This is a genomic window from Euzebyella saccharophila, from assembly GCF_014855495.1.
Classification (GTDB): domain Bacteria; phylum Bacteroidota; class Bacteroidia; order Flavobacteriales; family Flavobacteriaceae; genus Euzebyella; species Euzebyella saccharophila.
The window spans coordinates 983260-997828 of record NZ_JACYFJ010000001.1 but is presented as its reverse complement, the minus strand read 5'-3'; the positions used below and the strand labels follow the sequence as shown (position 1 = coordinate 997828).

Genomic DNA, 14569 nt, shown 5'->3' with positions numbered 1-14569 from the left:
GTTAAAAAGCGGACTATCCCCTAATAAAATCGAATAGCTAGCTCTAATTTCTTATTTTTATCTCTTAACAATAAACACTCTAGATAAAAATGCACAAGAAAAATGTATCTGTGCAGTTCCTTACGCTGTTATTCGCACTAACGCTCTGGAATTGCAAGGAAACTCCGCGTGAACAAAACCCAAAATCCAAACGGCCCAATATTCTATTTGCCATAAGTGACGATCAGTCTTTTGGCCACACCAGTTTTGGTGGTAGCACCTATATCAACACCCCCGCTTTTGATCAAATTGCCAAAGAGGGAATTTATTTTAAAAATTTTTATGCCGGATCTCCCGGATGCGCCCCTTCCCGTAGTTCCATTGTTACGGGCAGGTACCACTGGCAAAATGAACAATCTGGACAACATGCCTCTTCATGGCTTAAAAAACATGTTTCGTTCATAGACCTTTTGGAAAAGAACGGTTACAAAACAGGAAGGACCGGTAAAGGCGTGGGCCCTTTCAAATACGCCTCCGATGCACAGGGTTCCCTTTTCAGAAGGGCGAATGCCGCGGGAGTGGAGCACAGTGAAATTAGATATACCGAAGATAATGATGAACGCTTTGCTAGTGGTATCAACACTACCAATTATTTTGAAAACTTTAAACATTTCATGGAGCAAACCAGAAAGGACGAACCTTTCTTTTTCTGGTATGGCGGTACAGAACCTCATAGAAAATATGAACAGGACTCTTGGATGCGAAGGGGCAAGAAATTGGCGGATGCCCAAGTGCCCGATTTTTTACCGGACAATGATATAATCAGGGGAGACCTGCTTGATTATGCTGTGGAAATAGAATGGTTTGATCTGCATTTACAGCGAATGTTGGAATATCTAAAAGAAACTGGGGAATTGGACAATACCATTGTCATTGTCACAGCAGATAACGGAATGCCATTTCCCAGAGCTAAAGCCAATGGCTATGATCATGGCGTTCACGTTCCTATGGCCATTAAATTCCCAAAGGAATTTCCAGGAGGCAGAATGGTGGAGGATGCTCTGGGGTTTGTAGACCTCGCTCCTACACTACTTGAACTTACAGAAACTTCTACAGATGGAATGATGCCCATTTCCGGCAAAAGCTTCTCCCATATTCTAAAGTCCAAGGAGTCGGGAATTGTTGACCCCACTAGAAAATACACCTTGGCAGGAAGAGAAAGACATTCATCTAGCAGGTATTTAAACAAGGGGTATCCACAAAGAATTATTAAAGGTGGAGACTATTTATATATCTGGAATATGAACCCAAATCTTTGGCCTGCTGGTGCCCCTCAAAAGTACCACCCCAAAGATTCCACGGAACTTATGCCTATGTATGGCTTGGATGAGGACGGAAAATTTATTCCGGATACAGCATTTATGGATATTGATGACTGCCCCACTAAGACCTTTCTTATTGAAAATCAGCATCAGCCCAAAATAGCACCTTATTTTGAGCTTGCAGTTGGCAAAAGACCTGAGTACGAACTTTTTAATATTAAAGAAGACCCTGATTGCATTAACAACCTTGCCGGTAGCGAAAGCCATCAAATGATAGAGGACGAAATGAGAGAGGCAATGGTTACAGTACTAAAAGAAACCAACGACCCAAGAGTTGTAGGTCCGGACAAAGAGATTTTTGACACGTATATTCGCTACTCTCCAATGCGCAAATTTCCCAATCCAAGTATACAGCCATAAGACTCAGCTTTCAGGTCATTTAAATCATAATTCACGGGTTTTTGTAACTTTCTAAGGATTAGTCAAAAAGATGGCTCAACAACTAAATAAAAATCTCAACTTATGAAAACAATGACCTGTAAGCAACTAAGAGGTGCCTGCAACCAAGAGTTCCATGCAGAAACTTTTGAAGAAATGGCCGAACTAAGCAAAAAACACGGAATGGAAATGTTTCAAAAAGGCGATAAAGACCATTTAGAAGCAATGAATAAAATGCAGGGGCTAATGCAGAATCCGGAAAAAATGCAAACATGGTTCAATGAAAAAAGAAAAGAATTTACATCTTTACCCAATAATGATTAAAAACCTTTTACCAGTTATTTTTTCTCTTGTTTTCACAACTTTATGTGGACAGGAAACTATTAGATATAAACAAATTGACACCGTTAATCTGTATTTGGAAATCTACCGACCTGAAAAAAAGGAAATCAGAAAACCGCTTCCGGCCATCGTATTCTTTTTTGGAGGAGGATGGCGCAATGGGGACCGTCATCATTTCCTAGAGCAAGCAAAATACTTCAGCAAACGTAACATGGTCTGTATTTTGGCAGATTACCGTACGGAATCCAAACACGGTACTTCTCCTTTCATAGCTCTTGAAGATGCCAAAACCGCTATGAGGTATGTTCGTTCAAACGCTGATGATTTAGGAATCGATCCCAACAGAATTACAGCCTATGGTGGGTCTGCAGGAGGTCATCTAGCAGCTGCCACTGCATTTATCCAAAAATATAACGACCCCAATGATGATATTTCTGTTGATTGCAAACCAAACGCCCTGATTTTGTTTAACCCCGTAATTGACAATGGCCCGGCCGGTTACGGTTATGAACGTATTGGAAGTGCCTATAAGGATTTCTCTCCTCTTCATAACATACAAAAAGACCCGCCGCCCACCATTTTCTTTTTAGGTACCAAAGACCGGTACATTCCCGTAGAGACTGCCGCCTATTATCAGACTGTAATGGAGAAAACGGGAGGAAGATGCGAATTACACATTTATAAAGATAAAATCCATGGTTTTTTTAATCCGCAATTCAAGGACATGTACAAAGAAACTGTTTTTGAAACCGATAAATTTTTACAGTCATTGGGCTATTTAAGCAGACAATCCAAAATTAAAGTCAATTAGAACATATAAATTCTCAAAAATCCTTAGAGATTTTTCAAAATTGTATATTTAACCGACTCATAAATTCAACCTATGCCACTTGCCATTGTAATTGCCGGGATTATTCTCCTATTTATACTAATTGCACGTTTTAGACTCAACGCTTTCATTGCTTTTATCATTGTTTCCTTATTAGTGGGAGTTGCTGAAGGTATGGATTTCATTACCGTATCTGAATCCATACAAAAGGGAATTGGCAGTACCTTGGGGTACCTCATATTAATTTTAGGCTTGGGAGCCATGTTAGGCAAACTTGTGGCCGATAGTGGTGCAGCTCAAAGGATTACCACACAATTGGTGAACAAATTTGGCAAAAAAAATATTCAGTGGGCCGTAGTACTTACCGGTTTTATAGTGGGTATACCCATGTTCTATACAGTTGGATTTGTTATTTTAATCCCCTTGGTTTTCACGGTTGCCGCCGCTACCGGTCTACCTCTCATCTATGTGGGACTTCCCATGTTGGCATCCCTATCCGTTACCCATGGATATTTACCACCACATCCTGCACCAACGGGTATTGCAATCATGTTTAATGCAGATATTGGCAAAACCTTATTATACGGTATTATTGTGGCCATTCCCGCAATTATTGTCGCCGGCCCTTTGTTTTCCAGAACTATAAAAAATGTAGAGGCTACGCCGCTTAAGGAATTTTTAAACCCTGTTGTTTTAAAGGATGAAGAAATGCCCAATACCGCGGTGAGTATTATTACAGCCTTACTACCGGTAATTTTAATTGGTTTGGCGTCACTGGTGGCTTTATTTCTTCCAGAGGAAAATATCCTGAGAAAAATAACGGATATTTTAGGGGACCCTGTAATTGCCATGCTCATTTCCGTACTAGTTGCCATTTATACCTTGGGGCTGGCAAGAGGCAAAAAGATGAAAGAAATCATGGATTCCGTTTCCAATGCCGTTTCGGGCATTACTATGGTACTTTTAATCATTGCCGGTGCCGGAGGGCTAAAACAAGTTTTGATAGACAGCGGGGTAAGTGAATACATAGGTGAAATGCTCAAAGGTTCCAGTATTTCGCCACTTATCTTGGCATGGCTTATTGCAACGGTTATTAGGGTATGCGTGGGGTCTGCTACGGTAGCCGGACTTACAGCTGCAGGTATTGCGCTACCGTTGATTGAAAACTCCGGAACAAGTGCCGAATTAATGGTTTTGGCCATTGGCTCCGGAAGTTTAATGCTTTCCCACGTGAACGATGGCGGTTTTTGGCTGTATAAAGAATATTTTAACTTATCCATAAAGGACACCCTTAAAACTTGGACCGTAATGGAAACCACAGTGGGTGTTATGGGATTGATCGGGGTATTAATCTTGAACACATTTATTTAAGAATATGAGCGAATCTCCTTCAAAAAGAATCAGAACATTAGAATTAGTTTTGCCTCCCGCACCTCCACCTGCGGGCCTTTACAAACCGGTTTTGGTAGTAGACAATTTTCTATACGTTTCCGGTCAAGGCCCTATGCTACCGGATGGAAGCCTGATGAAAGGACGGGCGGGGCACGATACTGGTTTGGAAGAAGCAAAAAAGGGAGCCAGACAAGTAGGGCTTACCATGCTTTCAACCATTCAAACCCATTTTGGAGATATTGACCGCATCAAACGTATTGTAAAAACCTTGGGCATGGTCAACTCCCATCCAGATTTTGGAGACCAACCTTTGGTCATCAACGGATTTAGCGAACTTATGTCCGAGGTTTTCGGCCCAGAAAACGGTGTTGGCGTGCGAAGTGCCGTGGGTATGATACTTCCCGGAGGAATTTCGGTAGAAATAGAGGCGATGTTTGAACTACATAAGTAACGATGATACTAAAGGATTGGTACTGCCTTCATAATCCCGAAGAAACCATTACACCCGCACTTTTGGTATCCCCCAAAGCCATCCGGCGCAATATTGATTTGATGATCGAAATGGCGGGGAGCGTTAAAAATCTCCGCCCTCATATTAAAACCCATAAAACTGCGGAAATCATCAACATGCAATTGGAAAGTGGTATCCAGAAGTTTAAATGCGCAACCATTGCTGAAGCCGAGCTTTTGGCCCAAAATAAAGCTAAAGACGTTTTATTGGCCATGCAGCCGGTAGGTGCCAATATAGACCGATTCCTAAGGCTGATGAAAACGTGTCCACAAACGGAATTTTCGACCCTTGTTGACCACCCATCCATCTTGAAAAAGATATCGGACACTGCAGACAAGGAAAAAATGAGCGTCTCTTTATGGCTCGATATCAACAATGGAATGAACCGTACGGGAATTTCTCCTAACAACCATGCCTTCAAATTGTACAAATCCATGACCGCTAGTTCTCGTATTGCGGTAATGGGCCTGCATGTCTATGACGGACACCTCAGAAACACGGATTTTGAACAGCGGAAAAAGGACTGCGACCGAGCTTTTCAGTCGGTTATGGACTTTAAAAACAGTCTTGAAAAAGAAGGGTTAGCGGTACCCTCAATAGTTGCTGGAGGTTCTCCAACCTTTCCCTTTCACTGTTTGCGGGAAGGTGTAGAGACGAGCCCAGGTACCACTCTTTTATGGGATGCTGGCTACGGAAACTCTTTTCCTGAGATGAAATTTAAAATGGCGGCTGTTCTTGCCACCCGAGTTTTAAGCAAGCCCAAAGAAGACATTCTTTGTTTGGACCTAGGGCACAAATGGTTGGCCCCTGAAATGGGCTTCCCCCGGGTGCAATTCTTAAATGAAGACAGCTTTGAACAAGTGGGACAAAGTGAGGAACATTTTGTGATTAATACGAATAAAAGCGAGGCGTACCAAATTGGTGACATAGTGTATGCCATTCCCCAACACATCTGCCCTACTGTAGCAAAATATGATTATTTACAAGTAGTAGAAAACAATGAAATTGTTGGAAGTTGGAAAGTGGCCGCCCGAAATCAATCGATACATATATGAGCGAATTTATATTTGATGCCCATTTAGACCTTTCTATGAATGCTTTGGAATGGAACCGTGACCTCAGGTGGCCTATTGATGAAATTAGACGAAGTGAACAAGGCATGACCGATAAGCCAGATCGTGGAAACAATACCGTTTCTTTCGATGCGATGAGAAAAGGAAATATTGGTTTTTGTGTAGCCACACAAATCGCTCGGTACGTAAAAAAGGAAAACCCGTTACCCGGATGGAACTCTCCTCAACAGGCGTGGGCACAAACCCAAGGTCAGCTAGCTTGGTACAAGGCCATGGAAGATGTAGGGGAACTAACACAAATCACCAATTGGGAAGAGCTCAATAACCATCTCGAGTATTGGAATTCTACCAATGACAAAGAAAAAACCATCGGCTACATACTTTCTTTGGAAGGAGCGGATTCTATTGTCTCCATTGATTATATTGAAAAGTCTTACGAAGCAGGTTTGCGAGCCATTGGTCCGGCACACTACGGCCCTGGGACCTATGCCTTTGGAACCGATTCCTCTGGAGGAATTGGCAAAAAAGGAAAAGATTTGCTTAAAGAAATTGAACGCCTTAACCTTATTCTAGACGCCACTCACCTTTGTGATCAAAGTTTCTGGGAAACAATGGATATTTATTCAGGTCCGGTCTGGGCAAGCCATAACAATTGCAGGGCCTTCGTTGACCACAATAGACAGTTTTCAGATGAACAAATCAAAGAATTAGTTGGAAGGGGCGCTGTCATTGGAGTGGTTTTAGATTCGTGGATGATGGTACCCAATTGGGTTCGCGGTCAATCCACTCCAAAAGGCATGAATTGTTCGCTGCAACAAATGGCGGATAATATCGATCATATTTGTCAAATCGCTGGAAATACCGATCATGTAGGTATCGGCACTGACTTGGACGGAGGTTTTGGAACGGAGCAATGCCCTATGGATTTAGATACAATTGCAGATTTACAAAAAGTACCTACTCTCCTGAAAGATCGCGGTTATGAAAAAAAAGACATCGAAAAGATTTTTCACTTAAACTTTCTCAATTTCCTGAAAAAAACTTGGAAATAATGTAAATTAATTCGCTCTAAGTCAGCAACCTATTTTATATGAATAGAAGACAATTTATCCATTCTTCGATTTTTGCCCTAATAGCGGGCAGTTTGGCTTCCTGTTCAGAATCGCAAAAATTTCAATTGAGGAAAAACATGGTTATCGGTTGCTTTGGCGATAGCATTACCAATGCCGGAGGACATGGGTATGTGGAGCTACTTCAAGAAAAATTGAATGAAGAACATCCCGAGTTACAAATAAAACTCATCAACTTTGGTAAAAGTAGTGAAACAGTTTCCGGCCTAACGGAAGAAGACCATCCAGGACCAAGACCATACCTTTTTGAAAGGCTTGATGACATCCTTGCAAAAAACCCTATTGACATGGCGCTTTTTTGTTACGGAATTAACTGCGGTATTTATGGACCTCCATCTGAAGAATTGTTCAACAGCTATAAAATTGGGGTATACTCCTTCCTTGAGAAGTTACGCCAAAAAAACATTGGCGCCATTCTTTTAAGCCCTCCACCATTAGCGCTTAATGCCGCTCCCCTAGACCATCTCTCAGATTCTATTCCTTACGGTTATAAAAACCCCTACCCAAAGTACGAAACGGAGGTTCTACAAGAATTTAAGGAAATTGTCCTAAAGATGGAACATCCTGTTTCCCAGTTAGAAATTGATATCCACACACCTTTATTGGAGCAACAAGAAAATTGCTATGACCAAGACCCTATTCACCCCAACCCAAAGGGCCACGAGTTAATTGCCCATACGATTTATCGTAATTTATCGTTTTAACATTGCGTTAGGTCCCTGTGGCAGGGTATTTGTTATCTTTACTTGTCTTTGGTATGTATAGGAAAATTTTCTACATAACGTGCTTCTTTCTATTGCTATGTTCTTCAACTATAGCACAAACCGATATTCCTGTACAAAAGGAGTTGAAGATTGAGGCTGCCAATAAAATAGATGACACCAAAAAAACCCAAGAAGGAACTTCATTGAATATACCCTCCGTCGTAGACAATCCGGAAACCAATTTAAACATGACCACCCGAAACCCCGTTAAGATGGTAGACGACCGCAATTTGGTACAGGCAGGTTACGGAATGAAAATTGACCCCAAAGCAGGACCAAGGGAACCTAAAGAAGGTTCTAAACAGCATTTTTCCGATATGTATCTAGGTGATGTAAAAAGCTCTGGCAAATTTGTAGGTATTGTTTGCAGAGACCATGAATATGTGGATGGTGACCGGGTAAAAATATATCTGAATGACAAGGTAGTAGACCCTAATATACTTCTTATAGGAAGCTTTAAAGGCATTAACCTTGACCTAGAACCCGGATTCAATCGTATCGATTTTGAAGCCTTGAATGTTGGTTCATCCGCGCCTAATACGGCACAAGTAGACGTTTATGACGACCAAGGTAAATTGATTTATTCCAACAAATGGCTACTTTCTACCGGCTCCAAGGCCACTCTTATCATCACTAAAGACTCGGAATAATCCTCCTTAGAGAAATTGCCATCAACTTCGATCTAGGCCCTTCTGGATCAAATGCTTTATTTTTGCAACTTTCAAGATTCTTATGTCAGACAAAAAAGTTAGTATTCTAACTGCATTTAAAACTATCATTTGGCCAAGGAGAAAACTGGTTTTTCTCGGTCTCCTTTTAATCGTCATCAGTAAGGCCGCAAGTTTTGTTGCGCCGGTATCCCTAAGGTATTTTTTAGATGATATTGTACCTAACAAGAACTATGACCTACTCAAAATATTGGTGGCTGTTGTAATTTTAGCCTTTTTGATTCAAGCGGCCATGTCATTTTTACTTACCCAAGTACTCAGTATTCAGGCGCAGTACATGATATCAGAACTTCGTGCACAAGTACAAAAACAAGTACTCTCCTTACCAGTTCGTTTTTTTGACAATACGAAATCAGGAGCCTTGGTTTCAAGAATTATGAGCGATGTGGAAGGGGTTCGCAACTTAATTGGTACAGGACTCGTCCAACTTGTTGGGGGTACTTTGACCGCCATAGGTTCATTGATCCTTTTATTGACAATTAGCCCTACAATGACCTTATTGACCTTCATTCCCTTAATTCTCTTTGCCTTTATCGCTTTAAAGGCCTTTAAAATAATCCGTCCGGTTTTTAGGGACCGCGGAAAAATAAATGCCGAAGTAAAGGGTAGGCTAACGGAAACTTTGGGAGGAATTCGCGTAATCAAAGGGTTCAATGCCGAAGAACAGGAAGGAAAAGTTTTTGAAGAAGGGGTTGAACGTCTCTACAAAAACGTTAAGAAAAGTTTGACCGCCACCGCAGTGATGACCAGTTCTTCCACTTTTTTATTGGGATTGGCTACCACCGGAATTATGATGGGTTACGGAGGGTATTTGATGATGCAGGGAGAACTATCTACCGGAGAGTATTTTGAATTTACCTTTCTTTTGGCGCTGATGGTCGCTCCCATCGTTCAAATGAGCAATATAGGCAGTCAGTTGACCGAAGCCTTGGCAGGGTTAGATCGTACTGAGGAATTAATGAATCAAATTTCAGAGGCTGACGAAAAAGACCGCACTATTGTGCTTTCTGAAATTCAAGGAAACATGAGTTTTAAGGATGTTTCGTTCGCTTACGAAGAGGATAAGGACGTTCTCCATAACATCAGTTTTGATGTAAAGGCCGGGGAAGTAGTTGCTTTGGTAGGAAGTTCTGGGTCGGGCAAATCAACCATTGCCAGTTTAGGGGCCAGTTTTTTAACCCCTGATGAGGGACAAGTTATTATAGATAACCAAGATTTGGCCAAGGTAGACCTTACCAGCTTCAGGCAATTTTTGGGAGTCGTTTTGCAGGATGATTTTTTGTTCGAAGGAAGTATTCGCGATAACATTCTTTTTCCGAAACCTGATGCTACGGAAGAAGAATTAGAAGAGGCTGTCAAAGCAGCCTACGTAAATGAATTTACAGACCGTTTTGATGAAGGACTCAACACATTGATCGGTGAAAGAGGCGTTAAGCTTTCTGGCGGGCAACGGCAGCGAATTGCGATTGCAAGAGCCATCTTGGCCAACCCGAAAATTCTGATTTTGGACGAAGCTACCTCCAATTTGGATACTGAAAGCGAGGCTTTGATCCAGAAAAGTTTGGCAACGTTAACGGAAGGCAGAACCACCTTTGTTATCGCACACCGTTTAAGCACCATTCGAAAAGCGGATCAGATACTGGTCATTGAGAACGGACGTATCGCGGAACGCGGTACCCATGATGAACTCATTGCAAAAGAGGGCAGGTACTACAACTTATTTACCTACCAGGCTAGAATTTAACTTTCAGGGGCCAATTCTACCTCAAGTCCATCTAACTTTTCGGTCATGTGTATCTGGCACCCCAGACGACTATTGTCTTCAACATTAAAGGCTTCGGCCAACATGGCATCTTCGTCGTCTGACATTTCAGGAAGTGCATGGTTAGATTTTACATAGCACTGGCAGCTAGCACACATGGCCATTCCACCGCAAACACCAATGGTTCCTTCCGGGGCGAGCTCGTAGGCCCTTACCACTTCCATAAGGTTCATGTTCATGTCCGTTGGGGCTTCTACTTCATGGGTAACCCCTTCGCGATCCGTAATTTTTATTTTAATATCCATTAAAAGGAATTTGGTATTTAGGTATTAGTGAACTAGTCTTATTTCATTGAATTGATTAGTCCGTAAAGCATCTTAGAAATTTCATTTGACGTTTCAATTAATGCATCCGACTCAACTTTACTTAAAAAGTTCAATTTTTCGGACAAATATAAAATTGATCGCACTTCACTATTGGAACTAGTTGCAAAGTAAAGGAATCTTGTGAAATCCGTATTGGTTCTACGCTCAAATCCTTCAGCAATATTATTAGAAATTGAAACTGAAGCGCGGAGAATTTGATCCTTAAAGGCAAAATCTTTTAAATTCGAAAATGCTTGGTAAAGGGAAACAGCGAAATTCTGGGATTTTTGCCATACCAATAAGTCTTCAAACCTTTTAACAGCCATTTTTAAACTGTTTATCTAATCAATTGCTATAACTTTCTCCTATCTTCCTAAATCCTATCTTCCTACCCCCTAACTTATTCAATCGCCTTTACTACTGCTTTAGGAGCTTCTTTTTTAGAACCGTCAAAACCTGAAACACCCCCAACCGTGGTGTATTTCATAACATATTTTTTATCTGGAAAGATACGCTGATAAGCACTTTGACACATGAGAGTGGCTTCATGGAAACCACAAAGTATAAGCTTCAACTTACCGGGATAGGTATTTATATCTCCAATGGCATAAACACCAGGTACATTGGTCTGATAATCAAAAGTATTTACCTTAATGGCATTTTTTTCAATCTCCAGCCCCCAATCACTAATAGGACCTAATTTGGGAGAAAGGCCAAAAAGAGGAATAAAATGGTCTACCTCGAGCTTAATGTCCTCCACGGCAGTCGTTTTCTTTCTAACAAGCACTGATTCCAAATGCGCTTCCCCGTGCAATGCCACAATCTCACCAGGCGTAATCAGGTTGATTTTCCCTTTATTTTTAAGCTGCTGTACTTTTTCAACGGAATCCAATGCCCCTCTAAATTCATTCCTACGGTGTACCAAGGTCACTTCTGAGGCAACATCGGCCAAGAAAATACTCCAGTCGAGTGCTGAGTCGCCTCCACCAGCAATAACCACTTTCTTATCACGATACACTTCAGGGTCTTTGATCATATAGGCCACCCCGTTGTCTTCAAACTTGCCAATATTTTCGAGCAAGGGTTTACGAGGTTCAAAACTACCAAGTCCACCAGCAATGGCAACAATAGGAGCTTTGTGCTGGGTTCCTTTATTAGTAGTTACGATAAAACTTCCGTCCTCTAATTTTTCAATGGTATCTGCCCGTTCGCCCAAGGTAAAACCAGGTTGAAAGGGTTCAATCTGTTTCATGAGGTTCTCCACCAAATCTCCTGCCAAAACTTCCGGAAAACCAGGAATATCGTAAATAGGTTTTTTGGGATAGATTTCGGCACATTGTCCGCCTGGTTGTGGCAGGGCATCGATTAAATGGCATTTTAATTGTAGCAAGCCCGCCTCAAAAACGGCAAAAAGCCCTGTAGGGCCTGCTCCAATAATCAGAATATCTGTTTGAATCATTCAGCGGTCGTTTTTTTTAACGAACTATGCCTTATTCAGCAATGTTCACAACTTCTTCAATTTGTGGAGCGTATTTTTTAATGGTCATCTCCACCCCACTTTTTAAGGTCATTTGGTTCACCGAACAACCTACGCAGGCACCCTCTAACTTTACCTTTACGGAGTTTTCGTTATCAATGGAAACCAATGAAATATCACCTCCATCACTTTGTAAAAAAGGACGGATTTCTTCCAGTGCCTTTTCTACGTTTGTTCGTAATTCTTCAGCAGTCATTGTTGTCATACCTACTTCTTCTTAACGGCGGAACAACCCGCCATAGTTGTTATTTTAATGGCTTCCGTTGGTGGAAGGCTTTTATTCCTACTCACCACTTCTTGCACTACATTTTTTGTAAGCTCCTCAAAAGCCTCTTCTATAAGGGTAGCGGTCTGCAATGCTGCCGGACGCCCTACGTCGCCTGCTTCACGAACACTCTGCACCAAAGGAATTTCACCAAGGAAAGGAACCTCTAAATCCTCAGCCAAATATTTGGCTCCCTCTTTGCCAAAGATATAATATTTGTTATTGGGCAATTCTTCCGGTGTAAAATACGCCATATTCTCAATTATACCCAATACAGGTACATTTATGGTTTCCTGTTGAAACATGGCCACTCCCTTCTTAGCATCTGCTAATGCCACTTCTTGTGGCGTACTTACCACAACGGCGCCTGTTATTGGCATCGCCTGCATAATACTTAAATGTATATCTCCGGTTCCCGGGGGTAAGTCAACCAAAAGAAAATCCAGCTCTTCCCAAGCCGCGTCAAATATCATTTGGTTCAAAGCTTTTGAGGCCATAGGACCACGCCAAATAACCGCCTGATTGGGTTGGGTAAAAAAGCCGATACTCAATAGTTTTACACCGTAATTCTCGACCGGTTTCATTTTAGATTTACCATCAACATTGACCGCCAAGGGTTTTTCATTGGCTACATCGAACATAATAGGCATGGACGGGCCGTATATATCAGCATCCAACAAACCTACTTTGAAGCCCATTTTGGCCAAAGTAACCGCCAAGTTGGCCGTAACCGTTGATTTACCTACGCCCCCTTTGCCCGAAGCTACAGCAATTATATTCTGTATACCAGGAATGGGCTTGCCCTTAATTTCATTTGTTTTTGGTTTTGCCGCAGGTGCGTCTACCTTGATGTTTATTTTTATTTTAGCCTTTTCATACACCTCTCTGTGAATGACTTTGAGAATTTCAACCTCCGTTTTTTTACGTGCCTGCAAACTTGGGTTGGAAATAGAAATATCCACTTCTACTTCATCTCCAAAAATCTGTACATTCTTTACCGCACCACTTTCTACCATATTTTGGCCTTCTCCGGGTACCGTAATATTTTCTAACGCCTTTAAAACTTGCTTTTTATCTATCTTCATTATACAAAATCATTCTAAACAACAAAGATAAGCTATAAGGGCTAGATACTAAAGCATTTGAATTTAAATGAGAAATGGGGTAATAGGGGATGGTGATGGTTGCTCGTTGCTCGTTGCTCGTTGCTCGTTGCTCGTTGCTCGTTGCTCGTTGCTCGTTGCTCGTTGCTCGTTGCTCGTTGCTCGTTGCTCGTTGCTCGTTGCTCGTTGCTAAGAAGCAAAAAAAAACTAAATACTCACATCTCAATACTCAAATCTCAATACTTACAACTAAATACTCACAACTATTAACTACTAACTCTTAACTCAGACTACAGCATTAAATCATCCTCCCATCCAGTAAGTTGATGATTCTTTTGCCATACGCGGCGTTTTTCTCGGAATGGGTCACTTGTATAATCGTGACTCCTTCATCATTCAATTGTTTAAAGAGTTGCATGATTTCCTCTCCTTGTGCGGAATTTAGATTTCCAGTAGGTTCATCGGCTAAAATCAATTTGGGCTTACTTATCAAAGCCCTAGCAACCCCCACCAACTGCTGTTGTCCACCACTTAACTGAGCGGGAAACAGATCTTTTTTCCCCACAATGTTAAACCGGTCGAGCATGTCGGCCACCATAGCCTTTCGCTCTGACGAGGAATGTTTTTTATACAAGAGAGGCATTTCCAAATTCTCGTAGACGGTAAGTTCGTCAATCAAATGATACGCTTGAAAAACAAAACCGATGTATTGTTTGTATAAATTAGCTCGATGCTTCTCCTTGAGCTGATGAACGGATTCCCCCAAAAACTGGTATTCTCCTTCATCAAAATCATCTAACATTCCAATAACGTTAAGTAACGTCGACTTTCCTGAACCTGATGGCCCCATGATGGAAATAAATTCGCCCTCCTCCACTTGTAGATTGACATCCTTTAACAAAAAGACCCGTTGACCTCCCTGTTGTACCCATTTAAAAATGTTCTTTAATTCTAGTAGCATAATTTGTTCGTTGTTCGTTGTTCGTTGTTCGTTGTTCGTTGTTGGTTGTTGGTTGTTGGTTGTTGGTT

16 protein-coding genes are annotated in these 14569 nt (G+C 41.5%); 10 read left to right on the top strand and 6 right to left on the bottom strand.

What is annotated here, in order from left to right:
- Positions 1-89: 89 nt before the first annotated feature.
- The 10 genes from IL355_RS04135 to IL355_RS04090 all read left to right on the top strand — a co-directional run bounded on the left by IL355_RS04135 (position 90) and on the right by IL355_RS04090 (position 10252).
- Positions 90-1721: a sulfatase family protein gene (locus IL355_RS04135; protein ID WP_192460910.1), complete on the top strand. Its 1632-nt coding sequence runs from the start codon at positions 90-92 to the stop codon at positions 1719-1721.
- Positions 1722-1823: 102 nt separating this feature from the next.
- The gene (locus tag IL355_RS04130) at positions 1824-2063 is read left to right on the top strand and encodes a DUF1059 domain-containing protein (RefSeq protein WP_192460909.1); all 240 of its coding nucleotides are present in this window, start codon (positions 1824-1826) and stop codon (positions 2061-2063) included.
- Entirely contained in the window at positions 2020-2892 is an 873-nt protein-coding gene (locus IL355_RS04125; RefSeq protein ID WP_225621105.1) for an alpha/beta hydrolase, read from the top strand. The genes IL355_RS04130 and IL355_RS04125 overlap by 44 nt, the downstream gene beginning before the upstream one ends.
- A 72-nt stretch (positions 2893-2964) precedes the next feature.
- Positions 2965-4281, top strand: a complete 1317-nt coding sequence (locus IL355_RS04120; protein ID WP_192460908.1) for a gluconate:H+ symporter — start codon at positions 2965-2967, stop codon at positions 4279-4281.
- Between the two features lie 4 nt (positions 4282-4285).
- Positions 4286-4753 carry a RidA family protein gene (locus IL355_RS04115; protein WP_192460907.1) on the top strand — a complete coding sequence of 156 codons (468 nt, stop codon included), beginning with the start codon at positions 4286-4288 and terminating at the stop codon, positions 4751-4753.
- A 2-nt stretch (positions 4754-4755) separates the two neighbouring features.
- Complete coding sequence (locus IL355_RS04110) at positions 4756-5868, top strand: D-TA family PLP-dependent enzyme (RefSeq protein WP_192460906.1); 1113 nt, start codon at positions 4756-4758, stop codon at positions 5866-5868.
- Positions 5865-6938, top strand: a complete 1074-nt coding sequence (locus IL355_RS04105; protein WP_192460905.1) for a dipeptidase — start codon at positions 5865-5867, stop codon at positions 6936-6938. The genes IL355_RS04110 and IL355_RS04105 overlap by 4 nt, the downstream gene beginning before the upstream one ends.
- Positions 6939-6976: 38 nt before the next feature.
- Positions 6977-7720, top strand: coding sequence for a GDSL-type esterase/lipase family protein (locus IL355_RS04100; protein WP_192460904.1), 744 nt, complete (start codon positions 6977-6979; stop codon positions 7718-7720).
- 53 nt (positions 7721-7773) lie between these two features.
- Positions 7774-8430: a hypothetical protein gene (locus IL355_RS04095; RefSeq protein ID WP_192460903.1), complete on the top strand. Its 657-nt coding sequence runs from the start codon at positions 7774-7776 to the stop codon at positions 8428-8430.
- Between the two features lie 82 nt (positions 8431-8512).
- Entirely contained in the window at positions 8513-10252 is a 1740-nt protein-coding gene (locus IL355_RS04090; protein ID WP_192460902.1) for an ABC transporter ATP-binding protein, read from the top strand.
- Here IL355_RS04090 and IL355_RS04085 read toward each other — a convergent pair.
- The 6 genes from IL355_RS04085 to IL355_RS04060 all read right to left on the bottom strand — a co-directional run bounded on the left by IL355_RS04085 (position 10249) and on the right by IL355_RS04060 (position 14501).
- Positions 10249-10575, bottom strand: coding sequence for a 2Fe-2S iron-sulfur cluster-binding protein (locus tag IL355_RS04085; protein ID WP_192460901.1), 327 nt, complete (start codon positions 10573-10575; stop codon positions 10249-10251). The genes IL355_RS04090 and IL355_RS04085 overlap by 4 nt on opposite strands.
- 38 nt (positions 10576-10613) lie before the next feature.
- Positions 10614-10961 carry a four helix bundle protein gene (locus IL355_RS04080; RefSeq protein ID WP_192460900.1) on the bottom strand — a complete coding sequence of 116 codons (348 nt, stop codon included), beginning with the start codon at positions 10959-10961 and terminating at the stop codon, positions 10614-10616.
- Positions 10962-11035: 74 nt separating this feature from the next.
- Positions 11036-12094, bottom strand: coding sequence for an NAD(P)/FAD-dependent oxidoreductase (locus tag IL355_RS04075; protein WP_192460899.1), 1059 nt, complete (start codon positions 12092-12094; stop codon positions 11036-11038).
- A gap of 31 nt (positions 12095-12125) precedes the next feature.
- Positions 12126-12368, bottom strand: a complete 243-nt coding sequence (locus IL355_RS04070; protein WP_187459470.1) for a NifU family protein — start codon at positions 12366-12368, stop codon at positions 12126-12128.
- Positions 12369-12379: 11 nt separating this feature from the next.
- The gene (locus tag IL355_RS04065; RefSeq protein WP_192460898.1) at positions 12380-13522 is read right to left on the bottom strand and encodes an Mrp/NBP35 family ATP-binding protein; all 1143 of its coding nucleotides are present in this window, start codon (positions 13520-13522) and stop codon (positions 12380-12382) included.
- Between the two features lie 316 nt (positions 13523-13838).
- Positions 13839-14501: an ABC transporter ATP-binding protein gene (locus IL355_RS04060; RefSeq protein ID WP_192460897.1), complete on the bottom strand. Its 663-nt coding sequence runs from the start codon at positions 14499-14501 to the stop codon at positions 13839-13841.
- Positions 14502-14569 lie beyond the last annotated feature (68 nt).

Excerpts from the sequence above, each read along its gene's own strand:
- IL355_RS04100 (WP_192460904.1), top strand. The coding sequence starts at position 6,977 with ATGAATAGAAGACAATTTATCCATTCTTCGATTTTTGCCCTAATAGCG.
- IL355_RS04115 (WP_192460907.1), top strand. The coding sequence starts at position 4,286 with ATGAGCGAATCTCCTTCAAAAAGAATCAGAACATTAGAATTAGTTTTG.
- IL355_RS04135 (WP_192460910.1), top strand. The coding sequence starts at position 90 with ATGCACAAGAAAAATGTATCTGTGCAGTTCCTTACGCTGTTATTCGCA.
- IL355_RS04065 (WP_192460898.1), bottom strand. The coding sequence starts at position 13,522 with ATGAAGATAGATAAAAAGCAAGTTTTAAAGGCGTTAGAAAATATTACG.
- IL355_RS04110 (WP_192460906.1), top strand. The coding sequence starts at position 4,756 with ATGATACTAAAGGATTGGTACTGCCTTCATAATCCCGAAGAAACCATT.
- IL355_RS04075 (WP_192460899.1), bottom strand. The coding sequence starts at position 12,094 with ATGATTCAAACAGATATTCTGATTATTGGAGCAGGCCCTACAGGGCTT.
- IL355_RS04080 (WP_192460900.1), bottom strand. The coding sequence starts at position 10,961 with ATGGCTGTTAAAAGGTTTGAAGACTTATTGGTATGGCAAAAATCCCAG.
- IL355_RS04125 (WP_225621105.1), top strand. The coding sequence starts at position 2,020 with ATGAAAAAAGAAAAGAATTTACATCTTTACCCAATAATGATTAAAAAC.
- IL355_RS04070 (WP_187459470.1), bottom strand. The coding sequence starts at position 12,368 with ATGACTGCTGAAGAATTACGAACAAACGTAGAAAAGGCACTGGAAGAA.
- IL355_RS04060 (WP_192460897.1), bottom strand. The coding sequence starts at position 14,501 with ATGCTACTAGAATTAAAGAACATTTTTAAATGGGTACAACAGGGAGGT.
- IL355_RS04130 (WP_192460909.1), top strand. The coding sequence starts at position 1,824 with ATGAAAACAATGACCTGTAAGCAACTAAGAGGTGCCTGCAACCAAGAG.
- IL355_RS04090 (WP_192460902.1), top strand. The coding sequence starts at position 8,513 with ATGTCAGACAAAAAAGTTAGTATTCTAACTGCATTTAAAACTATCATT.
- IL355_RS04095 (WP_192460903.1), top strand. The coding sequence starts at position 7,774 with ATGTATAGGAAAATTTTCTACATAACGTGCTTCTTTCTATTGCTATGT.
- IL355_RS04085 (WP_192460901.1), bottom strand. The coding sequence starts at position 10,575 with ATGGATATTAAAATAAAAATTACGGATCGCGAAGGGGTTACCCATGAA.
- IL355_RS04120 (WP_192460908.1), top strand. The coding sequence starts at position 2,965 with ATGCCACTTGCCATTGTAATTGCCGGGATTATTCTCCTATTTATACTA.
- IL355_RS04105 (WP_192460905.1), top strand. The coding sequence starts at position 5,865 with ATGAGCGAATTTATATTTGATGCCCATTTAGACCTTTCTATGAATGCT.